This is a genomic window from Bacillus mesophilum (assembly GCF_008923265.1).
In the GTDB taxonomy this organism is placed as follows: Bacteria; Bacillota; Bacilli; order Bacillales; family Cytobacillaceae; genus Cytobacillus; species Cytobacillus mesophilum.
This window is the reverse complement of sequence record NZ_WBOT01000001.1, coordinates 555080-581333: the sequence shown is the minus strand read 5'-3', so window position 1 is coordinate 581333 and position 26254 is coordinate 555080. Positions and strand designations below refer to the sequence as shown.

Sequence of the window (26254 nt, the reverse complement as noted above, 5' to 3'; positions counted from 1 at the left end):
ATGCGGGTAAATTGAAACGACTCGTACAACTTATGTTCATCAGTATCCTAGCAGTAGTTTTAAGCGGGTGTTCATTTTTAGGGGAAGTAAACAATTCGTTAGACTATATAAATGAAGCAACTGCTCATATAGAGACATTAAATTCCTTTGCCGAAGAAGCACCAGAATTGCTTCAGGAGGCAGTAACGGATTCTGCTGTTCAAACTGAACTTGAAGAACAGCTTCTGCATGTTAAAACAGAAATTGAAGAATTTATTCAGCTTACAGACATTCCCTCACTAGCAGAAGGGCTGCATGCTGACTTTGTTCAGAAAAATGAGGCTTTATTGGCAGAAATCAATTCCCTTTTGGACAATGGGAACCTTGTGATTACCAATATCGAAAACTCCGAACTATTTACAACCATTCAAGAAGCGAACGAACTCTTTACTAGAATTGAGGACTTAGGTCTTTAAGATTAAACCGTGACTAATCAAACACCATTCTCCTTTACCTTATACCAAGCGAGCCATTGCTAATTGTTCAGGTCAATGAAAGCTGAAAAACTAATTTTCAGCTTTTTTCCATTTCCAAAGGTATTTTTTTTAAACGTAATTATAGCGAACTTGGCAATGAGATCTTTTGATTGATTTTAATTCTGGACAATTTTCTCCTATGTACAAACTGATGGCAAAGTGTTTATTGGATATTTGGTGCGAGACTCTAAGAATGGGCTGGTTTTGGACCATGATCCCGAGACTTTCAGAACTTATTGGTTTCGAAACTGAGTTGCGAGACTTTCAGAACTTTATTGGTTTCGAAATTGAGTTGCGAGACTTTCAGAACTTATTAGTTTCGAAACTGAGTTGCGAGACTTTCAGAACTTATTAGTTTCGAAACTGGGTTGCGAGACTTTCGGAACTTTATATATTGGAGCCTAAGTTCGAGTGTTTCGGTCCCTCAAATACAAATTTGGGTTTCAATCAATAAAACCAAACCTTCTAGAACCTGCGCTGCGAATCTTTTGCGCAGCTGGTCCCCTTGCTCTAGTTAACGTAAAAAAGACCACTTATCCAGAATTCTATCTCAACAGGATAAGTAGTCTTTTTATGCAAATTTCGAAAATCAAGCCAATGAAAGATAAACGATAAAGAATGATCTATCATATCTATAGCAGGAATAAGTCTTCTTCGTCACCGTTTCATTTTTAAAAAAGGATTAGATAAACACACCTAATGCTCTAGTGTTTACTTCCCTTGCTGCTTATTCATCGCATTCATCATTTGATTAATTTTCTTCTGTGATGGTTTCATACCCATTTGCATCATCATCATTTTTAGCATTTGTTCGTTAATTGGTGGATTTTTCTTTAAGTAGCTCATCATATAGCGTCGAGCAATGAAAAACCCTAGTGCCACACCTGCAAGCAATGCAAGTACGCCAACTAGAATATACATACCCATCTTTCTTCCTCCTTCGTGTTGTCTATCATACAGTGTACTAGACCAAAGGCTATTATACAATATTTGCTCTTATTTTTCTCTTATTTAGACGAATTTTCTTTCTTTTATAGGCTTTAACCATCCATAGCGGCCATGTTCCATATCGATAGCAAGAAATGATCCCTCATATTTACGCAGTACTTCAAAAAACATAGTCTCTGCATCATAGTTTCCGCTTGCTTCTATTGAAAGATAACGATCATGAATGGTTAATGCTGCACTGCTCTTTTTTCCATCAATGATATAATTCCCTGATTTGTCCATTTTAAAATTCATTTTTTGCTGCATTTCTAAATGAATATTCTGGTGCAATCGCAGACCTGGGATAGGTTTAGTAATATATTGAATTTGCTTTGCAATGATTTTGTTTAGCTTTCCAGCTGCATTTTCATATTCCTCAAATAACTCATAAAACATCCGTTCACGACCAAAATAATGTGTGGCAAATTCATCTTCAATCAGATATATTTGATAATCTCTCATAAGGCCCTCCTTATGGGACAAACCTTTTTGAGTCATTATATCTTTTTGTCAATAAATTTACTGTCTGAAAACGTCGCAAAATTCCACTACTTTTGTCGAATGAGTTATTCTAGAAGAGATATTTTCATTCAGTATTCAAAAGAAAGAGCGCTTTAATACCTTAGCGCTCTTTCAACTATTGGAATGTTATTAGTTTTGAAGCAATGCTTTCACACGAGCCACAACATTTGAAACGGTAAATCCGTATTCCTCCATAATTTTCTCACCAGGAGCTGATGCACCAAATTGATCGATGGCAAGCACATCGCCTTCATCGCCAGTATAACGATGCCACCCAAGTGAAGATCCCATTTCAATAGCAAGTCGTTTCTTTACAGCTTTCGGAATTACACTTTCTTTATATTCTTTTGACTGTGCTTCAAAACGATCCCATGCTGGCAGGCTTACTACAGATGCATAAATCCCTTCATTTTCAAGAGATTTTTGAGCTTCTACAGCTAATCCAACTTCAGAACCTGCAGCCAATAAAAGAACGTCCGTTTTTTCATTATTTGCTTTAGAGATCACATATCCGCCTTTTGATACACCTTCATAGGCGTTTTTATCCGTATCTTTTATTGTCGGTAAATTTTGACGAGTCAGTACTAGAGCTGTCGGCTTGCTTGTTGATTCAATGGCAATCTTCCATGCTGCAGCTGTTTCATTGCCATCAGCAGGGCGAATGACTGAAAGATTTGGCATTGCACGCAAAGCTGCAAGTTGTTCTACAGGCTCGTGTGTAGGACCATCTTCCCCAACTGCAATACTGTCATGTGTGAATACGTAAGTAACAGGCAGGTTCATTAATGCAGCAAGGCGAATTGCTGGGCGCAAGTAGTCAGAGAAAACAAAGAATGTTCCTCCAAAAACTTTTACTCCCCCATGCAGTGCCATTCCATTTAATGCAGCACCCATTGCAAACTCACGTACACCAAACCAAATGTTTCGGCCAGCAAAGCTTTCTGGTGTAAAATCTTCTGTTCCTTTAATCATTGTCTTATTAGAACCAGCTAAATCTGCAGATCCTCCAAAGAATGTCGGTAGGTTCTGAGCAATTGCATTTAATACTTCTCCTGAAGAAGCACGGCTTGCAAGGCTTTTTCCTTCTTCATAAACTGGCACATCTTTATCCCAGCCTTCTGGAAGTTCATCGTTGATTGCCAATTGGAGCTGGCTGCCTAGCTCAGGATACTTCTCTTTGTAAGCAGCAAATAGGTCATTCCATTCCTGCTCTTTTTTCTGGCCATGCTCAGCAACTGCTGCTTTAAAATGCTCATAAACTTCCTCTGGAACATGGAAATCTTCTTCAAATGTCCATTTATACGCTTCTTTTGTTAATTTCAGTTCATCTGCTCCAAGTGGTGCACCATGTACATCAGATTTACCTGATTTATTCGGAGAACCAAAACCAATGACTGTTTTTACTTCAATCATCGTTGGACGATTTTCATCATCCTTTGCTTCTTCAAGCGCCTTTGCAATTTCGTGAAGATCATTGCCATCGTTAACACGGATATATTGCCAGCCATATGATTTAAAACGCTGCTCAACACTTTCAGAGAATGAACGATCTAAATCTCCATCCAGTGAAATATCATTTGAATCATAAAGAACAACAAGTTTACCTAACTTAAGATGACCTGCAAGAGATGCAGCTTCAGCAGATACACCCTCCATTAAGTCTCCATCTCCACAAATACTATATGTATGATGATCTACAACATTAAAACCTTCTTTATTATAAACAGCTGCCATATGGCGTTCTGCCATCGCCATACCAACTGCCATTGCCACACCTTGTCCAAGTGGTCCAGTTGTTGCATCTACTCCTGGTGTATGGCCGAATTCCGGGTGGCCTGGTGTTTTGCTTCCCCATTGGCGGAATTGTTTAATATCCTCCATCGCCACATCATAACCGGATAAATGCAATAGGCTGTAAAGAAGCATTGAGCCATGTCCAGCAGATAAAACAAAACGGTCACGATCAAACCATTTTGGATTTTTTGGATTATGATTCATAAATCGAGTCCATAATGTATAAGCCATTGGTGCAGCACCCATCGGCATACCAGGGTGACCGGAATTGGCCTTCTCTATCGCATCAATGGATAATGTTCGAATAGAACTAATTGATAAAGCATCTGTTTGATTAAACATAAATTACATCCTTTCGAGAAAAATATCTTCTCTTTTAATATATAGACATTCGAGAGGTAAGACAACTCATAGAAACCAAAAACACATGATATTTCCTATTTTGTCACATTAAAACTTGCATTATGTAACAGGAAAGACAAATGTTCATCAATTACTTTAATAAAATGACAACGCCAACAATTTAATAGAATGAAAAGAAGGAACACATGCCATAGCTGGTGTATTCCTTCTTTTCATATGTGAATAGTATAAATAAACCCATACTTTTTAAGCAATTTAATGTAGTTTGTTGTTGTTCTTTTCCTGCTTTAGTTTCTCAGGTGTTACATCATTTCCTTCTGGATCTATGATTGTTACGCTCTTGAGTGTATTAAACATGGAAGATCGGAAAGTCTGCAAATATTCTTTGCGCAAAGCTGATTGCTCCTTTGCTTCTGCTTCCGTTAAACCAGTTGTTTTCGCCTTATTTGCTAGAGCATTTATGCGGGCGAGTTTGTCCTTTGGCAGCATATGGACAGCTCCTTTACTATTTCTTTAGCATAAATGTCATTTTATTAGAAAATAGTTAAATTGACAAGGATGAAGTCTTATTCGTATATAAAGAAGCTTCTAAAGTGAAAAAAACATGGATTAACGGCTTTTTCCGAAAAGTCCAGTCCATACTATGCAAATGTTTACTCTATTGCTGGACAAATTGAATATCTAGAGATTTATTGTTCAGTATTAAGTTTATCTATATATTCCTGATAACGCCTATGTACGGTAGCTTTTGATATGTTATAACCAAACCCTCTTAAGGTTGCCGCGATTTCAGAAAAAGTTAACTCATTTTTACGTAAACGGACAATTTCAGATATTGGCACTTCAATACGTTCTCTTCCAGCGTTTTCACCTTGGTTAGCTAAGTTTTTTTGGGGCTGATATCCTTTTTCGACCGCTCTTTGCATTCCGCGTTTAATTTTCACATTATGCAGCTTTCGTTGATATTCCTCAACCATTCCCACTATCTTCAGTACCATTGAGTCTGATTCTGAAAGCTGTAATTCCCCGTTATGCGAAACGCTAAATAACTTGATGTCCTCTTTCAGAATACAATGAAGAATGGCTATTTTGGCATTCCCCCTGCCCAGCCTTGTTTCATCCTGGATTAAGACTGCCTGAATATCCTTTTCTTTGATTAGCGATAGCAATTCAAGAATTCCTTCTCGCTCAAGGTCATATCCGCTTGCCTTTTCTTTTATAATTCTAGCTGGAAGAAATCCGTTCTTACTTGCCAGATGAAGCAATTCCTCTTCCTGCCTCTGCAAAGAGGATTCCTGAGTATCTTTATTTGTACTGACACGGCAGTAAATAATTGCATTCATGTATTGCACCTTCTTCTATTAGTTCCTGTTCCTATTCACGGCTGGCCAATTCTGTTATATATTGATCTTCATCAGCTTTTACTGGAATCGAAACAGTATCACCAGGATGAATTTTTCCATTTGTAATGCCATTATGAGTTTCCATCCATTGAACAAATTCAGCAGTAGAAAAATGATGTTCCTCTGCAAATTGTTCAGCAATCCCCCATAGAGAGTCATTTTCATTAACAGTTACCATCATATATTGATCGTCTTCCTGATCTTCTAATTGAAAAGAAAGAATAAGTGAGCCTGTAATACTTAAAAATACAAGAATAATAGCATAGCAATAAGAATTCCACAATTTTTTCATAGCCTTCACCTCATAAAGAATGTATGTTCGTATTTGTTACGATTATTATAATACGAACATTTGTTTTGGTCAACATAAAATTCGAACTTATGTTTGTATGTGTTTTAAAAGAATGGTATAATAAGGACAAGATATTAATAAAGGGTGCGTGATCCAATTTGAAACTATCAAAAAGACAGCAGGATATTTTGGAATTTATTAAAGATGAGGTCCGACAAAAAGGGTATCCGCCTTCTGTAAGAGAGATTGGGGAAGCTGTTGGACTTGCTTCCAGTTCTACAGTGCATGGCCATTTAGCCAGACTTGAAAGCAAGGGATTAATTAGAAGGGATCCTACAAAGCCTAGGGCAATTGAAATATTGGATCTTGAAGAAACTCATATCCCGAAGGTAAATACGATTAACGTACCTATTGTCGGAAAAGTTACTGCCGGGCAGCCTATTACTGCAATCGAAAATGTCGAAGAGTACTTTCCTCTTCCAGAGCGTCTTGCGCCACCAGATGAGCATGTTTTCATGCTGGAGATTATGGGTGATAGTATGATAGAAGCCGGCATTTTAGATGGTGACTATGTTGTAGTTAAACAGCAAAGCACTGCTAATAATGGTGATATTGTTGTCGCAATGACTGAAGATGACGAGGCTACTGTTAAGCGTTTCTTCAAAGAAAAAGACTACTTCCGGCTTCAGCCAGAAAATTCAACTATGGAACCAATCATCCTCCGCCATGTTTCAATTTTAGGAAAAGTTACTGGTGTTTATCGCCAAATGCATTAATATGGCAAACAGAGCATGCAGAATACCTGCATGCTTTTTCTTTTATCAGCAAAAAGGAATTAAACAAATATAGTTATTTGAACTATTTTTATCGTTGATTCTGGCCCGTCAATAGCCTTTATTCATTGCCACGATATAAAAATCACCAAACCGAACTTTCGTTCTATACGTGAGGTTCAATATATATGCCGCATCACCTATATAGTTATCTGAAAATTCGATATAATTAACCATGCTATTTTTGGAAAATTCCTATATACTGGTAATACAACATGATTCTAACTAAGGTCGCTTCAAAAAATCTCGGATTTAGGAGTGTGAAGGGCTATGTTATTGAACATGTTACTGTCTTTCTGTATCGGTGCATTTGTCGGTGTAGCTGCACATATTCAAAAAAACGGCAAGCTGATCAAGCCGCGCAAAACAAAACGATTTATCTATCTGGGATTTTTTGAAGATGTTATTATGGGGGCATTAGCAGCTGTACTAGTGGTCTTATCTGCAAATCCTGAATCTGTCATAGCAGTTATTGTTACTGCCATGATCGCTGGACTAGGCGGAGAGGCTATCCTAAAAGGATTGGACTTATTAAAGATGCGAGAGAAAAAAGAATAGGCGTGCAAGTCTTTTGCACGCCTCATCCTTTCTAACGTCGATGCTCTACCAGGTCAATAACACCTAAAACCACGTGTGCAAGTCCAAATCCAAATAATGTGTTAGCCATCATTTTGTTGCTGCCACGCTTTTGCTTAAGTGCATATCCAGTTGCTGTTACAGCCGTACCTAGTGCAGTTGGAATCATACCTTCACGAATGTTCATGTATTTCCCTCCACATCGATGTTAGTAGGCGTTATTTCTTTCACCCAAAGATAGTATCGGCTTTCTTATCTTTAATCACTCATGTAAAATACTCCAATTTTGCATTAGGAAAAAATTTCTCCATATAAGCGTATAAGCTTTTTTGGATTTCCTCTTGTTCGTCTTTCTGATAAATATACTTGCCTATTCCGTATTTTCCCCATTTATAGCGTCGTTTTTCCTCATCTAACTCCAGCTTTGTCATTGGGTAGTTTTTCTGAATCACCTTTTTTGCTGGCTTGGTGAAGCGGTGCTGGATAAATTCAAATGTAATATCCTTTTTCGCATCCTCAGGTAATTCATCATGAAGGCGTTCAAACATATGGTAATATCCGTCCTGCCATCCTTCATGCAGATAAATTGGCGCAACGATAAATCCTAGAGGATAGCCTGCTCTAGCTACTTTCCCTGCTGCTTCAATTCTCTTTGCCAGCGGTGATGTGCCAGGCTCAAAATTTTTAATAACATAATCGGCATTCACGCTAAAACGAAACCGGGTTTTTCCGTTGTGCTCTGCATCGAGCAGATGATCAACATGATGAAATTTTGTAACAAAGCGAAGTTTTCCGTGTTCGGACTTGCCGAAATGTTCAATAGCTCTTTTTAAACTATGTGTCAGATGATCAATTCCAACAATATCTGATGTACAGGATGCTTCAAACCGTGTAATCTCTGGTGATCTTTCTTCCATATACTTATCTGCTGCATCCAAGATTTCATCCACATTGACATAAGTTCGAATATATGGCTTGCTTCCCATCGTCGTCTGCAGATAGCAATAATGGCAATGTCCCATACAGCCAGTGGCAAATGGAATGGCATATTCCGCAGAAGGTTTCGAGGTATCAAACTTTAAGGTTTTCCTAATACCAACCACTAATGTGGATTTCGCCACTCTGTACTTTTGAAAATCATTCTCTCCCGGTAAATTGCGGATTTGATTATGGGATGTTGTATAACGGATATCCAGACCCATTTCCTTAAACCGATCGTATAAAGTTTCTCCTAAAGGATAATCAAGTGCATTTGGCTCAAAATAAACGAGCTGCGGCTTAAAAGGTCTCATCATATAATCCATTTCCTCCATCTATGTTTCCAAAGTATTCCTGATAAGCAGCCTCGGCTTCTTGAGGTGTAGAATATACCGCCATTTCATTTGTCAGCGGATAAAACGTTTCATATACAAAGACAGCTAGAGATTGAGGATCTTCAGGATTATTGACAACAGCAGCTTCCTGAATGTTTGCCACATCCTGTGTGTGCGGATTGCGATAAAAAATATAAACAATGTCACCAGCTTGGTATTCATTACTATTTTGGCTGTATTCCACATTAATCACCACTTTCGAAATGTATACACTCATTTTGCCGATCAACACAGCAAATTATGATTTCTATATAGTGGAAATAGTTTCTAATAACCTTTCGGGTAAGGATGATGGCAATGGTTTATACTAACGATGCTAAATAAATTGGAATGGAGATGAATCTCATGGATTTACATGCGTCTAACCAAACAGAGTCAGCATTGCTGCATTATAAAGAGGGACTTGGAACATTTACAAAAAAGATGCCTGAGCTTGCTTCTCACTTTAATGCTTTTACTGAGGAATGTTTTCGCGAGGGAACTTTATCTCAGAAAGATAAACAATTAATCGCTCTGGGGATCAGCCTTTACTCTCAAGATGAATATTGCATCATTTATCATACAAAAGGGTGTCTGGACCAAGGGTGCAGTGAACAGGAAATCTATGAAGCCATTGGTGTTACAGCGGCATTTGGCGGCGGTGCTGCTATGAGTCAGGCAGTCACGCTTGTTCAAGATTGCATCAATGACTTAAATAATCTTTCTCAATAAGTGATTGCGCCTAATAGAAAACGAGCCACTGCTGACGGTGGCTCGTTCACTTAAAACTCTTCTATTTCTGCCTTTTTGTTCGACTTTGCTGCATCAATCATCAGCAAAATAGCAGTAATGATATGCATAACCATTCCTACTACAGGGATAAGCCCTACAACAGAGGTGACAATGCCTAAAATGCTGCCATGTTTCTTTTCGCCTTCATTCGAACTGAATACAAGTGTCACAATATGGAGTACTAGCATGACAAATAACGGTGTCCATGCTGTACTTAAAATAAACAATCCTCCCAAGATAGGAATGCCCAGTGCCGCTTCAAAACCACCAGTGATCCACTTTAAAATCGTCGAGGTTTTCATTGCTTTTCCTCTCTTTCCTGCAAATGATGGATCACATTATAATCATTGATGGACCATTTATCTTCTTTAAAAGTCATATTATTTAGGCAAGCATTTTCTAAACGAATTTGATTAAATAGCTCAGCATCTAAAGCGTTTGCAGCTAGGATTGCATGAATGACTGCGCCATGCGCCACAAGCAAAACTTTCTGATTTGGATATTCCCTGCTGATTCTCGTTAGTCCTTCCTGCAGTCGAGTGGTTAACTCCTCCACTGTTTCCATATCTGTATAATTCTTATCCGGAAAATGCCGCTGACGCTTCTCCGGTGTCATACCTTCAGCTTTACCAAAATGCCTCTCCGTAAAATCCTCCATTACTTTTAATGGAACTCCTACTTGATTCTGAATGATTTCAGCTGTTTTCTTTGCTCTTGAAAGCGGACTAGTTAGAATAATGTCCCACTTATCTTGCTTTAAATAGGCAGCACAAAGCTCAGCCTGTTTCACTCCATTCATATTTAAAGGGATGTCCGTGCTTCCTTGTAATTTACCTTCTGCATTCCAATCTGTCTGTCCGTGCCTAACGATACAAAGTACAGTCAAAAAACCATCTCCTCATTTATCTTCTCATGTAACCATTCTTTTTAATTTAATGTTGGTTTATAAAACGATCAATAAAATCTTCATATAATTTTAGCATAAATTAGTTCATAATAATTTGTTCATTTTCTAAATATATGAAAAAGCAGTGTAAAAGCCTCTGCTATATTTTAATGACAATGTATGTTTTAATAGGAATATGCAATTTTCAATTTGATGAAAGGGGAGAAAGCTTTAGTGATTAGGGAACAAATGAATGACATTTTTACTCCATTTCTTAAACAAGCTTTAGATGCAACAAATGTCGGGGTGGTAATCACTGATCCAGAAAAAGACGATAATCCAATTGTCTATATTAATAAAGGCTTTACAAACCTTACTGGCTACAATGAAGAGGATGTTCTCGGAAAAAATTGCCGCTTTCTGCAGGGACCGGATACAGAACGAGCAGTTGTTCACTCTATTTCTCAGGGCATCAAAGAAAAAAAATCCATTCATGTAGAGCTTATCAATTACCGTAAGGATGGTACACCGTTTCGTAATGAATTAATTATTGATCCTATTTATATAGAAGATACAGATCGCACCTTTTTTATTGGCGTGCAAAAAGATGTAACTGAACAATATGAAACCAAGCTGGAGCTGGAAGACACACTTAAAGAAGTGCAAAGACTTTCCACTCCTATTGTACCAATTACAAACTCCATTTCGGTTATCCCTCTAATCGGTTCCCTCACATTTGAGAGAGTTGAAGTCTTATATAAAGAGATTTCAGCTTCAGAAATCATTAGACATAATCAAATTGTTATCATTGATTTATCAGGACTCGCCTTTTTTGATGATCAATTCGGAATCAATATTGGAAATATACATAAAATGCTTAACCTGCTCGGTATTGAGCTTGTTCTTACTGGATTTTCACCTAATATGGCAGTTTCCACCCAAACATATATCGAACAGTTAAGGAAGATTAAAGTCTATAAAGATATTAAAAGCGCATTGGCAAATCTTTCCGTATAATGAAACATGTTTATCTTTCTTTTATAAGTGTATATAAATAGTAAGCATATACTACACATGATAAAAGGAGGCAAAACCATGTCAGTCTTACAAAAAATTGCATTAGTACTCGTAATTATCGGAGCTGTCAATTGGGGGCTCGTTGGTTTCTTCCAGTTCGACCTCGTTGCTTCAATCTTTGGCGGACAAGAAGCCATAGCTTCACGCATTGTATATGGATTAGTCGGAATAGCTGGTTTAGTGTCCATTGGGCTTTTGTTTAAGCCAGTAACAGCAGAAGAAACAAATCGTTCATATCGAACGAATCATTAATAGAAAGAACCGAGTCGGAATTTCCGGCTCGGTTTTTTCTGATTCTAAAAAGAACATATACAATCACAAGGACTATCATAATTGTCTATTTCTTGTTAAACTCCTATTATCTGCTTAAAGGAGTTTATAACATGTCTATTAATATACATTTTGAAGTCAATACCATCGAATTTAATGTCTTAGATGAAAGAATATCTTATGATTATAGCTATTGGAAACCGCTGATGTCTGTTTTCTTAAACAAAAACGATGAAATCCAAATACATTGCTGGAGCTCGGATCAGGATGTATTAGACGAACTATACAAAGAGCTTAGCACCGAACTAACATTAAAAGTTGAAAACAGCATGTCAATCTTTTCAGGAAAACTTACTGAACAAGTGAAAAAGTATTTAATATCAGACTATTTGACACCTTCTAAAAGATTGAAATGGTTTTCCGTATTTCTTAGCAAACAAGGTCATTCTACCTTTAATGCAGAGCATTATGGAACTGAATTTATAGGCTATAAATTAGATACATCCACATTAGAAGAAATTAAAAAGATCCTTCCAAAAGAGATATCTGTTAACACTTGGGTGTCTGAGCATGATCAGAATAATTTATATTTATGACTTAAGTACTCTTCATGAATTGTATAAAGATTTCTAAATGAAAATAAAGCCATAATTACAAATTGGACTTAATTCTCTAGATATTTATAATTCTCCTTCTCACCTTCTGCCGGATTAGGTCCAAGCTGCATGATTCCGCTTGTTCCTTCTCCATAAATATAAGTAGAGTTTGGTTCATCCTCTAATACAACATATGCAAGCTGTTCGCCTTTAAGCGATGTTTCTGCGCTAACTTCTTCTATTTTTGCATCACTATATTTTGAAGTGACATATTCTTCAACACTTACCTGCAATTCATCTAATTCGTTGTGCTCAGTGTAGATGTTATAAGCGATCAAGGCTGCAGCAAGGATTATAAGACTAGCTAAAAAGGCAAAAAACAGCAAAACTATTTTGACTTTTGTACTTAGCTGATTTGTTTGATTCATTACAGCCTCCCATTTAAATCAATTAGTACCCTTGTGAATCCTTTAAAAGCTTAGGTACTTTATATGATTATTAAACAATAGTAAAGACCCCATAAAACAGCAACTGTATTGGGGTCGACTTAAAATTTTTACATTTTGAAAAGAGCTGCGAATAAAACATTATCTAGGCTTTTAAAAAATTTGTACGAAATATTATTGGTCTTTAACCTTATCAGCTTGTTTTTTCAGCCACTTTTCTCTAGAAACCAATCCCCAAAGACCAAATCCTGTCGTTAGAACAATTAGAACAAGGTAGAACCATTCCACAGTAACACCCCTTTTCATCACCTAACCACCTTAATATTACAGCAATTTCCAAATCCATTCAACTTATCCTGGTTATTTTTTGGAATTTTCCACCTATTAATTACTCCAAAGGCGTTTCTTCTTAAAGACACCCCGTTAATGTCTAACATTTACGGGGTGTCTTTCTAGCTTATACTTTTTCGGTGTTATCTTTTAGTGATGTTTAATTTATACTGCAGATGATGTTTGCTGGTATACGCACAATTGGATAACCAGCTTCAGTTGGTGTAAGAACTAGCTCAAATCCATCAAACTGGCTAATAAATCCACTAGCTGTTTTTAGTACTGTGCCATTGTATCCTAGATAATTTACCTCAACAAAACTTCCTGCAGGGTTGTTAGCAAAAAAGTTGCGAAGTTGTGCAGTGGTCATACATGCAAGAGGATCTAGTTCTGGATCTAGTATTTGCTCTGATTCAACCTCCAATTCAATTGGTTGTTCTGATTCAGCCTCAAGCTCCGGCATTGGGAATAGCATTGGATTTCTCCATGATAGAGGATAAGCTTTATTCCCCTTTCTTAAAATAGGTTGTTTACTTTGCTTCCATAATCTCCTTTTTTTCATATAGTTTTCAATCTTCAATACAAATCACCTTCCTTTTTTTAATATGTTTTATACTATTATTATTAAAAGTTTTTTGTCTGTGCTTGTCCCCTTGAAATTTGCCTCAAAAATAAAATGAGTCATTTTTACATTGTTTGGCAGCTATACTAAAATAATATTCTATTGAAGATGGATGATTTTCTTTATAAGTAATCATATTCGAATGATTTAATCAAACAAACTAAAGTTTAGTGGAATAACGGATATATGTATGGGGATTAAATAGAAGAAGGCAAATACAGAATTATAACTATACTTTTTTTGCTGAGATTCCATAAAAGAATAGGTTAATAGTATCCTTTAGGTAATACTATACTATTTTGTTTGGAAAAAGGCTGGAATGATTTTTTGCATATTTTGACGGCGAAAATTTGTGCGAATATGAATTTGACTTATTGTTCAAAAATAAAAACCCCTTGATGTTATACGCATCAAGGGGTTCCACACTTATTAATACATTTGCAGGTACTGCTCGCGCTCCCATGGGTGAACTTGAGTGCGGAACATATCCCATTCAATTTCTTTTGCTTCAAGGAAGTGTTCAAGAATATGCTCTCCAAGAGCATCAACCATGATTTCATCCTTTTTAAGGTTATCAAGTGCGCTTGCAAGTGTTGATGGAAGATCAACGATGCCTTCTGCTTCGCGCTCTTCTTTGCTCATAACGTAGATGTTGCGATCTACTGGAGCTGGAGGAGTTAATTTATTTTTAACACCATCTAATCCAGCTTTTAATAGAACAGCCATTGCTAGGTACGGGTTAGCAGCTGGATCTACGCTGCGAACTTCTACACGAGTACTTACGCCGCGTGAAGCCGGGATCCGGATTAGCGGTGAACGGTTTCTAGCAGACCACGCAACATAACATGGAGCTTCATACCCAGGCACTAGACGCTTGTAAGAGTTAACTGTTGGGTTTGTAACAGCTGTGAAGCTAGGTGCATGTTTGATAATACCAGCGATGAAGTTGCGAGCTGTTTCACTTAATTGCAATTCGCCATTTTCATCGTAGAATGAGTTTTTACCATCTTTGAATAAAGAAACGTTACAGTGCATACCAGAACCGTTTACACCGAATAATGGTTTTGGCATGAATGTAGCATGCAATCCGTGCTTACGAGCGATTGTTTTAACAACTAGCTTGAATGTTTGAATTTGGTCACAAGCTGTTAAGGCATCAGCATATTTAAAATCAATTTCATGCTGTCCAGGTGCTACTTCATGGTGAGATGCTTCGATTTCAAAGCCCATTTCTTCAAGCTCAAGAACGATATCACGGCGGCAGTTTTCACCTAAGTCTGTTGGCGCAAGGTCGAAATATCCGCCATTATCGTTTAGCTCAAGAGTTGGTTCACCAGCTTGATCTAATTTGAATAAGAAAAATTCAGGCTCTGGTCCAAGATTAAAATCACTGAATCCAAGCTCTTCCATTTCACTTAAAATTCTTCTTAAGTTATTGCGCGGATCTCCATCGAAAGGAGTGCCGTCTGGATTATAAATATCACAAATTAGGCGTGCCACTTTTCCTTTTTCAGCTGTCCAAGGGAATACAACCCAAGTGTCAAGATCAGGATATAAGTTCATATCAGATTCTTCAATACGCACAAATCCTTCGATTGAAGATCCATCAAACATCATTTTGTTATCCAAAGCCTTTTCAAGCTGGCTAATTGGAATCTCAACGTTTTTAATAGTTCCTAAAATGTCAGTGAACTGCAGGCGGATAAACTTTACATTTTCCTCTTCTGCAATACGTGTAATATCTTCTTTTGTAAACTTTGCCACTGGTTTTTCCTCCCTTAATGAATTACAAGATTAATATTTTAATGGAAAAAGCGGGACATATCGCCTTGGCGGGTAGAAGTCCGGTTGAAACGGCCAGCTTGCATCAATTCTTTTCTAAGCAGCTTTCTCAATTCAGTATCCGTTAACTCCTGTCTCACTTTTTCTTCTTGCTTATTTAGTTCTGCAGAAACGGTTTGATCTTCTTTCACTAAAAACAGCTGCTTGATGCCAGCCATATTAATGCCTTGATCAATTAAATCTTTGATTTCTAATAGTTTGTCAATGTCGTTTAAAGAATACAGCCTTCTGTTTGTGTCAGTTCTTGCCGGAGAAATCAACTGATGTTCCTCATAATAGCGGATCTGACGCGCTGTAAGCTCAGTCAGCTGCATGACGATTCCAATTGGAAAAAGCGGCATGGAGCGACGTATTTCACTTCCAGTCAATCGTCTCTCCTCCTTTATTTGATTTCATGTGTTTATTATATGTAATGTTAGATTTCCTGTCAACCATATGTTATATTTTATGACATAAAATTTATTAAACATGATTTTAACACATTCTCTTTATCTATTATGATTTCCTGCTAGGACTGTTATGCTATGATTTTTTTCTTTTGTATGGTGTGTGAAGGGATTAGTTTCTTTGTCCGACTCCATTTTTTGATGACCGGCACTTAGGCGGTGACTTAGTTCCCTTCAGGCTCCATTTTCCCCACCGATAGAACTTTCATCGAGATTTTCTTACCGCCAGACTCACATTTCATGCTGAAAGGCACCTTCATCACGCTTTTCTAATCTCACCTTTAAGCTTCCCACAATATGTATGAAAAAAAGACAGCTGCACTGCAGCTGCCTTTCAAACATTCCCTTTCATAATTAAATTAAACCTTTCTCGAGCAATCGATTCAATGCAATGCAGACAGCCATTTTCACATGAGAGTATGTCAGTCCGCCTTGAACATAGGCTGCGTATGGCGGTCTGATAGGACCGTCCGCAGTTAGTTCGATGCTTGCACCTTGAATAAATGTGCCAGCTGCCATAATCACGTCGTTCTCATAGCCAGGCATATAACTTGCGTATGGAGTAACATGCGAATTAATGGGTGATGCAAATTGGATCGCCTGGCAAAAGGCAATCATTTTGTCAGGATCATCAAACTGGACAGCCTGAATGAGGTCAGTTCTTGGTTCATTCCATTTCGGCGTTGCATTCATGCCGAACTTTTCCAAAACTGCCGAGGTGAAAATTGCACCCTTTAACGCCTGCCCGACAACATGGGGAGCAAGAAAGAAGCCTTGATACATTTCTTGCAGGCTATATAAAGAAGCTCCTGCTTCCGCGCCAATTCCTGGAGAAGTCATTCTATAAGAACAGGCCTCGACCCAGTTTTTCTTTCCTACAATATAGCCACCAGTCTTAGCCAAACCTCCGCCCGGGTTCTTGATTAATGAGCCAGCCATTAAATCTGCTCCAACATGGCATGGCTCCTGCTCTTCTACAAATTCCCCATAACAGTTATCAACAAATACGACAACATCCGGTTTGATCTCTTTTACGAAAGTAATCATTTCTTTGATTTGCTGTATTGTAAAGGATGGCCTGGTTGCGTAGCCTTTTGAACGCTGAATGCCAATCATTTTCGTATTAGGCCTAATCGCTTGTTCAACAGCATGATAGTCAATAATTCCTTCATCAGTTAGAGGAACACTATTATATGAGATTCCGAAGTCTTTTAACGAGCCTACTCCATCCCCTCTAATTCCGACGATTTCCTCTAAAGTGTCATATGGCTTTCCAGTTATATATAAAAGCTCATCGCCAGGACGCAGTACGCCAAATAAGGCGATTGAAATGGCGTGTGTTCCTGAAATGATCTGCGGACGGACTAGTCCAGCTTCCCCGCCAAACGTTTGCGCATAAATGGCTTCTAGTGTATCTCTGCCATGATCATCATACCCATATCCAGTAGAAGGGATAAAGTGTGAATCACTGACTTGATGATCCTGGAAACTTTTTAAGACGCGATATTGATTTTCGTCGATCCGCTCATCGATTTTCTTTAGTACAGATGCAATTTGTTCTTCAGCTTCCTTTACGATTGGCTGAATTTTTTCTTGAAAAGATAAATGCTGAAACATGGTGTTCTCCTCTAGATTTTATATTGTTTTAAGCTGCCCGCTATTTGATGGTCAGCCATGTAAAAACCTTTACATATATATTCTTGTGTTTCTTCATTAAAAAAGAGTTCGCGCAAGACTGTATCGTTTTTCAGCTGTGAAAGAAGCTTGCCTTCACTTGATGGAACAGATACATGGTATTCTTCCATCATCTGCAGCATATGCTGTTCGATTTTTTGTTTTAAAAGCAGTCTGTCTTCCCCGTTTAAAGCGCTGATCTGAATCATATCTCTGCCTGAAGTCGGCACAAAATCCGGGTGGACAGCATCCCTTTTGTTATAAACCGTAATTTGCGGAATTTTTTCATCCTCAAGTTCTTCGATCAGCTTTTGCACTGTTTGTTCATGCTGAAAGTAATCCGGGTTTGACATATCAACGACATGAAGCAGCAGATCAGCTTCCTTCACTTCTTCAAGGGTTGATCGAAAAGCAGCGATTAAAGCTGTCGGCAAATCTTGTATAAAGCCAACCGTATCTGTCAGCAGTGCAACAAAACCGCTTGGCAGCACAATTTTTCTTGTCATTGGATCTAATGTAGCGAAAAGCTGATTTTCTTCAAAAGAGTCTGCTTCAGATAACCGATTAAATAATGTTGATTTACCGGCATTTGTGTAGCCAGCCAGTGCAATTTGAAAAACTTTATTTTTCTTCCTTCGTTCTCTATACCGCTCCCGATGTTTAACGATTGAATCTAATTGCTCTTTAATATCATCAAGTCTGCGGCGAATATGCCGGCGATCTGATTCCAGTTTTGTCTCACCAGGTCCTCTTGTTCCAATTCCGCCCCCAAGTCTTGAGAGCTGTGTTCCTTGTCCAGCAAGGCGCGGAAGTAAATATTGAAGCTGAGCTAGCTCGACCTGCAGCTTCCCCTCACGCGAGCGGGCACGCGTTGCAAAAATGTCTAATATAAGCTGTGAGCGATCAATAATTCGCGCTGAAACATTGGCTGATAAATTCCGGACCTGACTTGGCGAAAGCTCATCATTGAAAATAATCAGATCGGCTTCCAGTTCTTCCTGCAGAGCAGAAAGTTCTTCAACTTTGCCTTTGCCGATATAAGTAGAAGGGTGCACCCGATCTCTTTTCTGCGTTAATTCAGCAAGCACTGTACCTTTTGCTGTAGAAGTCAACGAAGCTAGTTCTTCCATTGAATATGTAAAATGCAAATCATCCTCTTCTGTCTGGCAGCCTACGAGGATTACTTTTTCACGTTCATTCTTTTGTTCCATCTGTCTCCTTCTTTCCTTTCGATCCTGTGAATATCATATCAGATTATTGTTCCATTCACTAATCCAGAATGTAATTTATGTTTTCATTCCCTTCAGTATGGGCAAACATGCAATAATTTTGGATGCAATTATATTCGAGATAAAAAAATCATTTTTTCTGTAAAAATCAGTTGTAAAACATATTATACGTGGTAAAATTTATATGTTTGCACACAGAGATATTTTACAGCATAGAGGAGAACGAAAATGGCTTGGGATGTTTTAAGTATGATCGGTACAATAGCATTTGCAGTAAGCGGTGCCATTGTAGCGATGGAAGAAGAATATGATATTTTAGGCATTTATATATTAGGGATTGTGACAGCTTTTGGCGGCGGTGCAATTCGGAATTTGCTGATCGGTGTACCTGTCTCAGCCTTATGGGAGCAAGGAATGTTTTTTCAGATTGCCCTGCTTTCCATCACAGCTGTGATGCTTTTCCCGAATCGGTTATTAAAGCATTGGCAGCGGTGGGGCAATTTTACTGACGCGATTGGCTTATCGGCATTTGCCATTCAAGGAGCGCTATATGCGACAGAGATGAATCATCCACTCAGCGCTGTGTTAGTTGCGGCTGTTTTGACAGGAAGCGGCGGAGGCATGATCCGTGATGTGCTGGCGAGAAGAAAACCTCTCGTTCTTCGCTCGGAGATATATGCCGTTTGGGCCATTTTATGCGGATTGGCGATTGGCATGAAAATAGCAGTCAATTCTTTTGAACTGTATGCACTATTTGTTATTATTACAGCACTGCGAGTTCTTTCATATACGTATAAATGGAAGCTGCCAACAAAACGATTGGGAACATAGAAATGCGGAAGCGCCTTGCTCAGCCCTGACAAGCTTAAGACAAGATGGCTAGATGGTTGTTCTTTAACCTTCTGGACAGATTGGCTTAAGACCTCGAGGGGCTAGGCGCTGTAGCTGGACACTTAGAAAAGCGGAAGGCGCTCGCCCAGGGACGACAAGCTTAAGATGAGCCAGGTGAAAGGTTGCTCTTTAACCTTTTGACTGGATCAGCTTAAGACCTCGAGTCCCTAGCGCCTGTAGCTGGACAACTAGAAAAGCGGAGCACCTTGCTCAGCCCATAGTTAGTTCATTCTATAGAAAAAGACATGAGTGAAAAAATATCAGCTCATGTCTTTTTTATTACTAACATTTCCTGACGCCTACTTCACTTCCTCGATCACAAGATCATTACTTCTGATCGTTATCAGTTCATGGCGGTCATAAATATTTTGCATTAATAAACGCATAGCTTGGGTGCGGATTGATTTTTCAATCACATTGCGCACATAGCGTCCATTTGAAAAACTATTAGAACTATATCCGTTTTTCACATCATACAAATGTTCTCTTAATTTCTTCTCCGCTTCATGACTTAATGTGTATTCTTTCTCCTTCAGCATTAGCTCAGCAATTTCCATCAGCTGATCAATATTGTAATCCGGAAAGTCTACAACAAGCGGGAAACGGGAATGCAGACCAGGATTTAAGGTTAAAAAGAAATCCATTTCCCTTGAATAACCTGCTAAAATAAGGATAAATTCATGCTGTTTGTCTTCCATATGTTTCACAAGGGTATCAATGGCTTCTTTTCCAAAATCCTTTTCTCCTCCGCGCCCAAGTGAATAAGCTTCATCAATGAACAAAATACCGCCTAGTGCTTTTTTAACAAGATCCCTTGTCTTCTGAGCGGTATGGCCAATATATTCTCCTACAAGATCCGCTCTTTCTGCCTCAATCAGATGCCCTTTCGATAGCACATTCATTTTATGAAACAGTTTGCCAATCAGTCTTGCTACTGTCGTTTTTCCTGTGCCTGGATTACCTTTAAACATCATATGAAGTGCTTGTTTTCCAGCTCTCAGACCTGCTTCTTCTCTCTTTTTGTTAATGTATATCCAAGCATAAATTTCTTTTATTAATCTTTTCATCTCTTCCATGCCAACCAATGCACCAAGTTCTTCTTCTATCTCCTTTAGCGCACTATGCTCTGCAGGAAGCTGCTTTGGTGCTGCTTGAGCATCCGGCAGTTCTTTTGTATATGTTTTCTTTTTTTGCGAATTTAGAACGATGCTGATTTGCCCGTTATTTTTTAAGCGAATCGGCTGATCCAAATGCCTTCACCTCTCATTCTTAGGCACAGATGTAAGTTGTGTGTGTAAAGGTCAATTGCCTGAATTAGAGGAATTTCAGATTACATTTGAACCTGAAAGAGTTCCCTCCGTGCGAAAAGGTTTTGGTGTGATGTCTGATATAGTTTTATCATAAACTTTGTTTATATATATTCGGTTAACCGTAAAATCATTAGTACAAATTGAAACTCGGCCAATATATTTGTTTGAGTAAGGAAAAAGTGAATGCAGGAAAAGTTGTTATGTACTGAAAAAATAGCGGGGTGATATTTAAAAAATAAAAAAAGACTGCCGCAAAAGATGCAGCAGTTTTTTTGGTGTTATTTTTGGCCTTCCATATCAAGCTGAACATTTCGCTGTGGAGCGAAAGTGGAAATAGCATGCTTATATACAAGCTGCTGCTTGCCTTCTGATTCAAATAAAACAGTAAAATTATCGAAGCCTTTCACTTGCCCCCTAATTTGAAAACCATTTAGAAGAAAAACAGTTACATTCGCATTATCCTTGCGGAGCTGGTTTAAAAATTGGTCTTGAATATTAATGGATGTTTTCATCATGTATCCTCCTCTTTTATCTCTAGTAATATGTATTCGATTTAACTCCAAGCTTTCCTTCAATATGGAAACAAATTTCAGCGAATTTTTTTTGCCATTGCTCTTCCTTTAGAGCGTTTGTCATATCAAACCATTCCACATCCATTTTGTTTCTAAACCAAGTCAGCTGCCTTTTGGCATATCTTCTTGAATTTTGTTTCAAATTATCAACAGCTGTTTCAAGTGTTGCTCTGCCTTCAATATAATCATAAATTTCTTTATAGCCAATTGCTTGAATAGATGGATAATTGCGGATTCCTTTTTCATAAAGACCTTGTACTTCCTCTAGAAGTCCTTCTCTCATCATAAGATCTACGCGGCTGTTAATGCGGCTATAAAGCAAATCCCGCTCCATTGTAAGGCCAATTATAGAGGTATCATACAGTAATTCCGGCTGCTGTTTTTCCTGCCACTCTGAAACAGGAATGCCCGTACAGTGGTATACCTCCAGGGCTCTAATGACACGCCTCACATTATTGGGATGGATATTTCCCGCACTAATTGGATCAATCTTCTCCAGCTCTGCATATAGAGCAGCATGTCCTTGTGTCTCTGCTTTTTTTTCAAGTTCTTTTCGAAATTCCTCATCTGATGGAGCATCTGAAAATTGATAATCGTAAATAACAGACTGTATGTACAAACCTGTTCCGCCTGCTATGATCGGAAGTTTGCCGCGCGATGAAATTTCATCTATTTGCCGACGTACTAGCTGCTGAAATTCTGCAGCAGAAAACGCCTCATCAGGTTCTTTAATATCAATTAAATAATGAGGAATTCCTTCCATCTCAGCAGGACTGATTTTTGCCGTCCCGATGTCCATGGATCTGTAAATTTGCATCGAATCGCCGCTAATAATTTCACCATTATACTTTTTAGCAAGCTGAATGCTTAAGTTTGTTTTCCCTGATGCTGTTGGCCCAATAATTACTAGAAGCTTCTGTTTTTCATTCAATATCGTTCACACTGCCTTTTTAAACTAATGACCGATTTATTGGTCTATCCTAATCGTACCATATCAGCTGCTGGTTTTCAGAGATAGACGTATCTATTTTTGTGCTGAGCCTTGAACATCTAACCATTATAAACATTTTAGCACTTGTTTATGCGCCGCTTCATTACAATTCATGAAAAATTTTCACAATAGATTACATTTCAATAACGTTTCAATAACAAACACGAGTTTTACCATCTATTCGTGTTATTTTATGTGAAGGCTACATAGATCTTCAAAAGAAAACAGAATTGGGTGAAAAACATGTTATCTTCAAGTGAAATTGGAATTGATTTAGGGACTGCTAATATACTTGTATACAGTAAAAATAAAGGAATTGCTTTAAATGAGCCTTCTGTTGTGGCAATAGACACATCTACAAATAAAGTGTTAGCTGTTGGACACGAAGCGAAAGAAATGATAGGGAAAACGCCTGGTCGAATTGTTGCCATCCGACCTTTAAAAGAAGGAGTAATCGCCGATTATGATACAACCACAGAGATGATTCGGCATGTGATGAACAAAGCATCTAAAAAACTCGGTTTTGCAATCCGCAAACCAAATGTGGTTGTCTGCACTCCGTCAGGTTCTACGAGCGTGGAAAGAAGAGCCATTCATGATGCAGTAAAAAATGCCGGCGCTAAAAAGGTGCATCTAATAGAGGAGCCTGTTGCTGCTGCGATTGGTGCGGATTTGCCGGTGGACGAGCCTGTTGCCAATGTAATTGTTGATATTGGCGGCGGTTCTACGGAAGTTGCGATTATTTCATTTGGCGGCGTGGTGGCTTGTCATTCCATCCGGATTGGCGGCGATCGTCTTGATGAGGATATCATTCAGCATGTCCGCAAAGAATTTAATGTTTTGATTGGAGAAAGAACTGCAGAACAGATAAAGATTGAAATTGGACATGCACTAATCGATCATGAAGAATTGACGATGGATATACGCGGACGGGATCTTGTAACAGGACTGCCAAAGACAATTACATTAACATCCTACGAAGTTCGCGATGCGATGAAAGAATCATTGCTTCATATTTTAGAAGCAATTCGTGCGACTTTAGAAAGCAGCCCAGCTGAATTGAGCGGCGATATAGTCGATCGTGGTGTCATTTTAACGGGCGGTGGAGCCCTTCTAAATGGAATTCAAGAATGGATTTCCAAAGAGATCTTTGTGCCTGTCCACTTGGCGCCAAGTCCTCTTGAATCAGTGGCAATCGGCACTGGAAGAGCTTTAAAGTTTATTGATAAACTGCAGACTGCAGTGAAATAAGTTTTTTGAAAAAGAAAATGTCCGGAGATTGCCTTAGCGGCGGTATTCGGGCATTTTTCTTTTTTTTGTGGAGATTACATATGATGATATTTCAGTTTTGAAGCCTTTTTATTAGAAAAAGAGATTTCCTTAATGAATTTATTTACTTTTTTTGATATCTATTTAAATATTTGAGGCTTTCTATTAGTTTTGGAGTTAATATGATAGATTTGTGGACCTTACCAGCTATTTTTAGGGTTATCCTTATGAATCGGCAGTTTTTCAAAGTGGATATTTGGGTTTTCCTATCAAATTCGGCGACTTTCCTATCATATTTTTCAGCTTTCCTATCAAATTCAGTGGCTTTCCTATCAAACTTTTCGGTTTTTCTATCAAATTCCGTGACTTTCCTATCAAACCCTCAGAATAACTTCTCTCTCATTAATCTTCCCTAGAAAAAAAGTAGCCCGATAAGGATCACTCACCTTACCAGGGCTACTTCTTTAATTAACTACTGATTACATCACACGCTTAAACATCTTTTCCAGCTCATAAACTGAGTAATTAATAATGATTGGTCTTCCATGCGGGCATGTAAAAGGATCGTTTGTTTGGCGAAGTTCATCCAGTAACGCCTGAATTTCGTCATTACGGAGATGATGGTTTGCTTTGATGGAACCTTTACAGCTCATCATAATTGCCGCCTCTTCGCGCAGTTTTTTGACATCCACTTTTTTCATGGAAAGCAGCTGTTCAATCATATCTTCAATGATATCCTGTTCGTCACCGGGAGGAAACCATTGCGGATGAGCACGAACGATGTAGCTGGTTGGTCCAAATGTCTCAAGAAAGACTCCGACTTTTTCAAGCTCATGCTGATACTCATTTATCCTAAGCATCTCGTCTGTTGAATACTCAAGTGTAATGGGGATCAGCAGCTCCTGCAATTCTTGAGCAACTTGTCCGACTTTTTCTTTAAAAAATTCATATTTTATCCGTTCTTGAGCGGCATGCTGATCGATGATATATAAGCCTTTTTCATTTTGTGCAAAGATATAAGTTCCGTGCATTTGCCCGATCGGATACAGAGGCGGCACACGTGGTGCTGCAGGCTCAGTAGTGTATGATTCATCTGTCTGCTGAACAACATCAGTTGAAATCCAAGCTACTTCTGGAGCATCTGCAGGAATAAATTCTTCAAGTGCTTCCGCTTCTCTTTCTATATGTCTATCCTCAGCAGGTAATCTCTGCTCAAGCATGGCCGGTACATCCTCATACTCTGAATGAGAAACAACTGATTCTGACTCTTTCTCTTTTACCAGTGATGCTGCTGCCTTTTCCGGCAGGTGATCAAGCTCTAAAAAGGTCTGCTCATCTTTTGGCTTAGGCACAGCAATCGGTCTGGAGTATCCTGCTGGTATGAGCTCTTGCTTTTTAAAGACATTTTGAAGCGAAGTTTTAATCAGCTCAGTCAATTCATTTTCCTTGCTGAGCCGCACTTCCATTTTCGATGGGTGAACATTGACATCAACAAGCTGCGGATCCATAACAATATCCAGAAGCACGATCGGATAGCGGCCAATCGGAAGCAACGTATGATACCCTTCCTGAATGGCTTTGGCCAGTGAATAGTTTTTAATAAAACGGCCATTAATCATGGTCGAGATATAGTTTCGGGATGCACGAGTCACTTCTGGCAAAGCAGCATAGCCACTGATGGTAAAATCCAATGATTGTGCCGTCACCGGTACCATTTTTTTGACGATATTGAGACCATAGATCCCCGCTAAGACCTGCCGAACATCTCCTTTACCGTTCGTATGAAGCAGTTTACGTTCATTATGAATCAATTTAATCGAAACTTCAGGATGTGAAAGAGCAATCCTGTTAACGACATCTGTAATATTGCCGAGCTCTGTATGAATGGTTTTGACATATTTTAAACGGGCAGGTGTATTAAAAAACAGGTCTGTTACACTAATATCTGTTCCTTTTCTAGCAGAAGCCTTTTCCATCACTTCCACCTTTCCGCCTGATAAAACAAGGCGTGTTCCTGCATCGCCTGTGCTTGTTTTCAATTCCACATTGGAAACAGAGGCGATACTTGGCAAAGCCTCGCCTCTGAAACCAAGGGTTTTAATGCGGAAAAGGTCATTTTCATCCTTAATTTTGCTTGTCGCATGGCGATGGAATGCATTTAAAACATCTTCCTCTGCAATTCCTTCGCCATTATCAATTAATCTGATTTTGGCAAGTCCAGCCTCTTCCAGTTCTATTTCAATAATGGTGCTTCCTGCATCGATGGCGTTCTCCAGCAGTTCTTTGACAACAGAGGCTGGCCGTTCGACAACCTCGCCGGCTGCGATTTTATTTGAAAGGGAATCGTCCAGCTGTATGATTTTCCCCATTTCAC

General features: G+C 38.6%; 31 protein-coding genes. 9 read left to right on the top strand and 22 right to left on the bottom strand.

Annotated elements, in window-relative coordinates:
- The first annotated feature begins 11 nt into the window (after window positions 1–11).
- Window positions 12–455: a DUF6376 family protein gene (locus F7732_RS02880; protein ID WP_151572157.1), complete on the top strand. Its 444-nt coding sequence runs from the start codon at window positions 12–14 to the stop codon at window positions 453–455.
- Window positions 456–1226: 771 nt separating this feature from the next.
- Here F7732_RS02880 and F7732_RS02875 read toward each other — a convergent pair.
- The 6 genes from F7732_RS02875 to yneA all read right to left on the bottom strand — a co-directional run bounded on the left by F7732_RS02875 (window position 1227) and on the right by yneA (window position 5876).
- Complete coding sequence (locus tag F7732_RS02875; protein WP_080846336.1) at window positions 1227–1442, bottom strand: YneF family protein; 216 nt, start codon at window positions 1440–1442, stop codon at window positions 1227–1229.
- 84 nt (window positions 1443–1526) lie between these two features.
- Window positions 1527–1964: a sporulation inhibitor of replication protein SirA gene (sirA, locus tag F7732_RS02870; RefSeq protein WP_151572156.1), complete on the bottom strand. Its 438-nt coding sequence runs from the start codon at window positions 1962–1964 to the stop codon at window positions 1527–1529.
- 189 nt (window positions 1965–2153) lie between these two features.
- Window positions 2154–4160 (bottom strand): transketolase, encoded by a 2007-nt coding sequence (gene tkt / locus F7732_RS02865; protein ID WP_151572155.1) that lies wholly within the window; start codon window positions 4158–4160, stop codon window positions 2154–2156.
- Between the two features lie 276 nt (window positions 4161–4436).
- On the bottom strand, window positions 4437–4670 hold the full coding sequence (locus F7732_RS02860; RefSeq protein WP_151572154.1) for a DUF896 domain-containing protein: 234 nt from the start codon (window positions 4668–4670) through the stop codon (window positions 4437–4439).
- Window positions 4671–4870: 200 nt separating this feature from the next.
- Window positions 4871–5524: a YneB family resolvase-like protein gene (locus tag F7732_RS02855; protein WP_151572153.1), complete on the bottom strand. Its 654-nt coding sequence runs from the start codon at window positions 5522–5524 to the stop codon at window positions 4871–4873.
- Between the two features lie 31 nt (window positions 5525–5555).
- Window positions 5556–5876: a cell division suppressor protein YneA gene (gene yneA / locus F7732_RS02850; RefSeq protein WP_151572152.1), complete on the bottom strand. Its 321-nt coding sequence runs from the start codon at window positions 5874–5876 to the stop codon at window positions 5556–5558.
- 158 nt (window positions 5877–6034) lie between these two features.
- On the opposite strand from yneA, the gene lexA reads away from it, so the two are divergent.
- Window positions 6035–6652 (top strand): transcriptional repressor LexA, encoded by a 618-nt coding sequence (gene lexA, locus F7732_RS02845; protein ID WP_066446291.1) that lies wholly within the window; start codon window positions 6035–6037, stop codon window positions 6650–6652.
- Between the two features lie 327 nt (window positions 6653–6979).
- A complete protein-coding gene (locus tag F7732_RS02840) occupies window positions 6980–7267 on the top strand; it encodes a DUF4257 domain-containing protein (RefSeq protein ID WP_151572151.1) in 288 nt (95 codons plus the stop codon).
- Window positions 7268–7298: 31 nt separating this feature from the next.
- On the opposite strand, the gene F7732_RS02835 is transcribed toward F7732_RS02840, so the two are convergent.
- The 3 genes from F7732_RS02835 to F7732_RS02825 all read right to left on the bottom strand — a co-directional run bounded on the left by F7732_RS02835 (window position 7299) and on the right by F7732_RS02825 (window position 8842).
- Window positions 7299–7472 carry an asparagine synthase gene (locus F7732_RS02835; RefSeq protein ID WP_066446296.1) on the bottom strand — a complete coding sequence of 58 codons (174 nt, stop codon included), beginning with the start codon at window positions 7470–7472 and terminating at the stop codon, window positions 7299–7301.
- Between the two features lie 79 nt (window positions 7473–7551).
- Window positions 7552–8580 carry a spore photoproduct lyase gene (gene splB / locus F7732_RS02830; RefSeq protein ID WP_080846344.1) on the bottom strand — a complete coding sequence of 343 codons (1029 nt, stop codon included), beginning with the start codon at window positions 8578–8580 and terminating at the stop codon, window positions 7552–7554.
- The gene (locus F7732_RS02825; RefSeq protein ID WP_192912982.1) at window positions 8564–8842 is read right to left on the bottom strand and encodes a transcriptional regulator SplA domain-containing protein; all 279 of its coding nucleotides are present in this window, start codon (window positions 8840–8842) and stop codon (window positions 8564–8566) included. The genes splB and F7732_RS02825 overlap by 17 nt, the downstream gene beginning before the upstream one ends.
- A gap of 161 nt (window positions 8843–9003) precedes the next feature.
- Between F7732_RS02825 and F7732_RS02820 the strand changes: the two genes are divergently transcribed.
- Window positions 9004–9369, top strand: a complete 366-nt coding sequence (locus F7732_RS02820) for a carboxymuconolactone decarboxylase family protein (RefSeq protein ID WP_151572149.1) — start codon at window positions 9004–9006, stop codon at window positions 9367–9369.
- Window positions 9370–9419: 50 nt separating this feature from the next.
- Here the strand turns inward: F7732_RS02820 and F7732_RS02815 are convergent, their stop codons facing one another.
- Window positions 9420–9731, bottom strand: a complete 312-nt coding sequence (locus F7732_RS02815; protein WP_151572148.1) for a hypothetical protein — start codon at window positions 9729–9731, stop codon at window positions 9420–9422.
- A complete protein-coding gene (locus F7732_RS02810) occupies window positions 9728–10315 on the bottom strand; it encodes a histidine phosphatase family protein (protein WP_151572147.1) in 588 nt (195 codons plus the stop codon). The genes F7732_RS02815 and F7732_RS02810 overlap by 4 nt, the downstream gene beginning before the upstream one ends.
- Window positions 10316–10549: 234 nt before the next feature.
- Between F7732_RS02810 and ytvA the strand changes: the two genes are divergently transcribed.
- From ytvA to F7732_RS02795, 3 genes are all read left to right on the top strand, one after another.
- The gene (gene ytvA, locus F7732_RS02805; RefSeq protein WP_161598824.1) at window positions 10550–11332 is read left to right on the top strand and encodes a YtvA family blue-light photoreceptor; all 783 of its coding nucleotides are present in this window, start codon (window positions 10550–10552) and stop codon (window positions 11330–11332) included.
- 78 nt (window positions 11333–11410) lie between these two features.
- On the top strand, window positions 11411–11644 hold the full coding sequence (locus F7732_RS02800) for a DUF378 domain-containing protein (protein ID WP_151572145.1): 234 nt from the start codon (window positions 11411–11413) through the stop codon (window positions 11642–11644).
- A gap of 131 nt (window positions 11645–11775) precedes the next feature.
- Entirely contained in the window at window positions 11776–12258 is a 483-nt protein-coding gene (locus tag F7732_RS02795; protein WP_151572144.1) for a hypothetical protein, read from the top strand.
- 68 nt (window positions 12259–12326) lie between these two features.
- On the opposite strand, the gene F7732_RS02790 is transcribed toward F7732_RS02795, so the two are convergent.
- From F7732_RS02790 to hflX, 7 genes are all read right to left on the bottom strand, one after another.
- Window positions 12327–12686, bottom strand: a complete 360-nt coding sequence (locus tag F7732_RS02790; RefSeq protein WP_151572143.1) for a DUF3139 domain-containing protein — start codon at window positions 12684–12686, stop codon at window positions 12327–12329.
- 192 nt (window positions 12687–12878) lie between these two features.
- Entirely contained in the window at window positions 12879–13010 is a 132-nt protein-coding gene (locus F7732_RS23190) for a hypothetical protein (RefSeq protein WP_275670905.1), read from the bottom strand.
- A gap of 184 nt (window positions 13011–13194) precedes the next feature.
- Window positions 13195–13614, bottom strand: a complete 420-nt coding sequence (locus tag F7732_RS02785; protein WP_151572142.1) for a hypothetical protein — start codon at window positions 13612–13614, stop codon at window positions 13195–13197.
- A gap of 471 nt (window positions 13615–14085) precedes the next feature.
- On the bottom strand, window positions 14086–15420 hold the full coding sequence (gene glnA / locus F7732_RS02780; protein ID WP_151572141.1) for a type I glutamate--ammonia ligase: 1335 nt from the start codon (window positions 15418–15420) through the stop codon (window positions 14086–14088).
- A gap of 38 nt (window positions 15421–15458) precedes the next feature.
- Window positions 15459–15839, bottom strand: a complete 381-nt coding sequence (locus tag F7732_RS02775) for a MerR family transcriptional regulator (RefSeq protein ID WP_176215300.1) — start codon at window positions 15837–15839, stop codon at window positions 15459–15461.
- A gap of 459 nt (window positions 15840–16298) precedes the next feature.
- Window positions 16299–17561, bottom strand: coding sequence for a methionine gamma-lyase family protein (locus F7732_RS02770; protein ID WP_151572140.1), 1263 nt, complete (start codon window positions 17559–17561; stop codon window positions 16299–16301).
- A gap of 11 nt (window positions 17562–17572) precedes the next feature.
- Window positions 17573–18829 carry a GTPase HflX gene (gene hflX / locus F7732_RS02765; protein WP_151572139.1) on the bottom strand — a complete coding sequence of 419 codons (1257 nt, stop codon included), beginning with the start codon at window positions 18827–18829 and terminating at the stop codon, window positions 17573–17575.
- Between the two features lie 246 nt (window positions 18830–19075).
- On the opposite strand from hflX, the gene F7732_RS02760 reads away from it, so the two are divergent.
- Window positions 19076–19678, top strand: coding sequence for a trimeric intracellular cation channel family protein (locus tag F7732_RS02760; protein WP_151572138.1), 603 nt, complete (start codon window positions 19076–19078; stop codon window positions 19676–19678).
- 359 nt (window positions 19679–20037) lie between these two features.
- On the opposite strand, the gene spoVK is transcribed toward F7732_RS02760, so the two are convergent.
- The 3 genes from spoVK to miaA all read right to left on the bottom strand — a co-directional run bounded on the left by spoVK (window position 20038) and on the right by miaA (window position 22551).
- Window positions 20038–20988, bottom strand: coding sequence for a stage V sporulation protein K (gene spoVK / locus F7732_RS02755; protein ID WP_151572137.1), 951 nt, complete (start codon window positions 20986–20988; stop codon window positions 20038–20040).
- A gap of 338 nt (window positions 20989–21326) precedes the next feature.
- On the bottom strand, window positions 21327–21560 hold the full coding sequence (gene hfq, locus F7732_RS02750) for an RNA chaperone Hfq (RefSeq protein WP_066446348.1): 234 nt from the start codon (window positions 21558–21560) through the stop codon (window positions 21327–21329).
- A gap of 22 nt (window positions 21561–21582) precedes the next feature.
- Window positions 21583–22551 (bottom strand): tRNA (adenosine(37)-N6)-dimethylallyltransferase MiaA, encoded by a 969-nt coding sequence (gene miaA / locus F7732_RS02745; RefSeq protein ID WP_151572136.1) that lies wholly within the window; start codon window positions 22549–22551, stop codon window positions 21583–21585.
- Window positions 22552–22854: 303 nt separating this feature from the next.
- Between miaA and mreBH the strand changes: the two genes are divergently transcribed.
- On the top strand, window positions 22855–23862 hold the full coding sequence (mreBH, locus tag F7732_RS02740) for a rod-share determining protein MreBH (protein WP_066446356.1): 1008 nt from the start codon (window positions 22855–22857) through the stop codon (window positions 23860–23862).
- A gap of 497 nt (window positions 23863–24359) precedes the next feature.
- Here mreBH and mutL read toward each other — a convergent pair whose 3' ends face one another.
- A complete protein-coding gene (mutL, locus tag F7732_RS02735) occupies window positions 24360–26249 on the bottom strand; it encodes a DNA mismatch repair endonuclease MutL (RefSeq protein WP_151572135.1) in 1890 nt (629 codons plus the stop codon).
- Between the last annotated feature and the right edge of the window lie 5 nt (window positions 26250–26254).

What these genes read in the sequence shown, in the direction of transcription:
- F7732_RS02875 (WP_080846336.1), bottom strand. Translation starts at nt 1,442, where the DNA reads ATGGGTATGTATATTCTAGTTGGCGTACTTGCATTGCTTGCAGGTGTG.
- sirA (WP_151572156.1), bottom strand. Translation starts at nt 1,964, where the DNA reads ATGAGAGATTATCAAATATATCTGATTGAAGATGAATTTGCCACACAT.
- tkt (WP_151572155.1), bottom strand. Translation starts at nt 4,160, where the DNA reads ATGTTTAATCAAACAGATGCTTTATCAATTAGTTCTATTCGAACATTA.
- F7732_RS02860 (WP_151572154.1), bottom strand. Translation starts at nt 4,670, where the DNA reads ATGCTGCCAAAGGACAAACTCGCCCGCATAAATGCTCTAGCAAATAAG.
- F7732_RS02855 (WP_151572153.1), bottom strand. Translation starts at nt 5,524, where the DNA reads ATGAATGCAATTATTTACTGCCGTGTCAGTACAAATAAAGATACTCAG.
- yneA (WP_151572152.1), bottom strand. Translation starts at nt 5,876, where the DNA reads ATGAAAAAATTGTGGAATTCTTATTGCTATGCTATTATTCTTGTATTT.
- F7732_RS02840 (WP_151572151.1), top strand. Translation starts at nt 6,980, where the DNA reads ATGTTATTGAACATGTTACTGTCTTTCTGTATCGGTGCATTTGTCGGT.
- F7732_RS02835 (WP_066446296.1), bottom strand. Translation starts at nt 7,472, where the DNA reads ATGAACATTCGTGAAGGTATGATTCCAACTGCACTAGGTACGGCTGTA.
- splB (WP_080846344.1), bottom strand. Translation starts at nt 8,580, where the DNA reads ATGATGAGACCTTTTAAGCCGCAGCTCGTTTATTTTGAGCCAAATGCA.
- F7732_RS02820 (WP_151572149.1), top strand. Translation starts at nt 9,004, where the DNA reads ATGGATTTACATGCGTCTAACCAAACAGAGTCAGCATTGCTGCATTAT.
- F7732_RS02815 (WP_151572148.1), bottom strand. Translation starts at nt 9,731, where the DNA reads ATGAAAACCTCGACGATTTTAAAGTGGATCACTGGTGGTTTTGAAGCG.
- F7732_RS02800 (WP_151572145.1), top strand. Translation starts at nt 11,411, where the DNA reads ATGTCAGTCTTACAAAAAATTGCATTAGTACTCGTAATTATCGGAGCT.
- F7732_RS02795 (WP_151572144.1), top strand. Translation starts at nt 11,776, where the DNA reads ATGTCTATTAATATACATTTTGAAGTCAATACCATCGAATTTAATGTC.
- F7732_RS02790 (WP_151572143.1), bottom strand. Translation starts at nt 12,686, where the DNA reads ATGAATCAAACAAATCAGCTAAGTACAAAAGTCAAAATAGTTTTGCTG.
- F7732_RS23190 (WP_275670905.1), bottom strand. Translation starts at nt 13,010, where the DNA reads ATGAAAAGGGGTGTTACTGTGGAATGGTTCTACCTTGTTCTAATTGTT.
- F7732_RS02775 (WP_176215300.1), bottom strand. Translation starts at nt 15,839, where the DNA reads ATGCCGCTTTTTCCAATTGGAATCGTCATGCAGCTGACTGAGCTTACA.
- F7732_RS02770 (WP_151572140.1), bottom strand. Translation starts at nt 17,561, where the DNA reads ATGTTTCAGCATTTATCTTTTCAAGAAAAAATTCAGCCAATCGTAAAG.
- hflX (WP_151572139.1), bottom strand. Translation starts at nt 18,829, where the DNA reads ATGGAACAAAAGAATGAACGTGAAAAAGTAATCCTCGTAGGCTGCCAG.
- F7732_RS02760 (WP_151572138.1), top strand. Translation starts at nt 19,076, where the DNA reads ATGGCTTGGGATGTTTTAAGTATGATCGGTACAATAGCATTTGCAGTA.
- hfq (WP_066446348.1), bottom strand. Translation starts at nt 21,560, where the DNA reads ATGAAAACATCCATTAATATTCAAGACCAATTTTTAAACCAGCTCCGC.
- mreBH (WP_066446356.1), top strand. Translation starts at nt 22,855, where the DNA reads ATGTTATCTTCAAGTGAAATTGGAATTGATTTAGGGACTGCTAATATA.
- mutL (WP_151572135.1), bottom strand. Translation starts at nt 26,249, where the DNA reads ATGGGGAAAATCATACAGCTGGACGATTCCCTTTCAAATAAAATCGCA.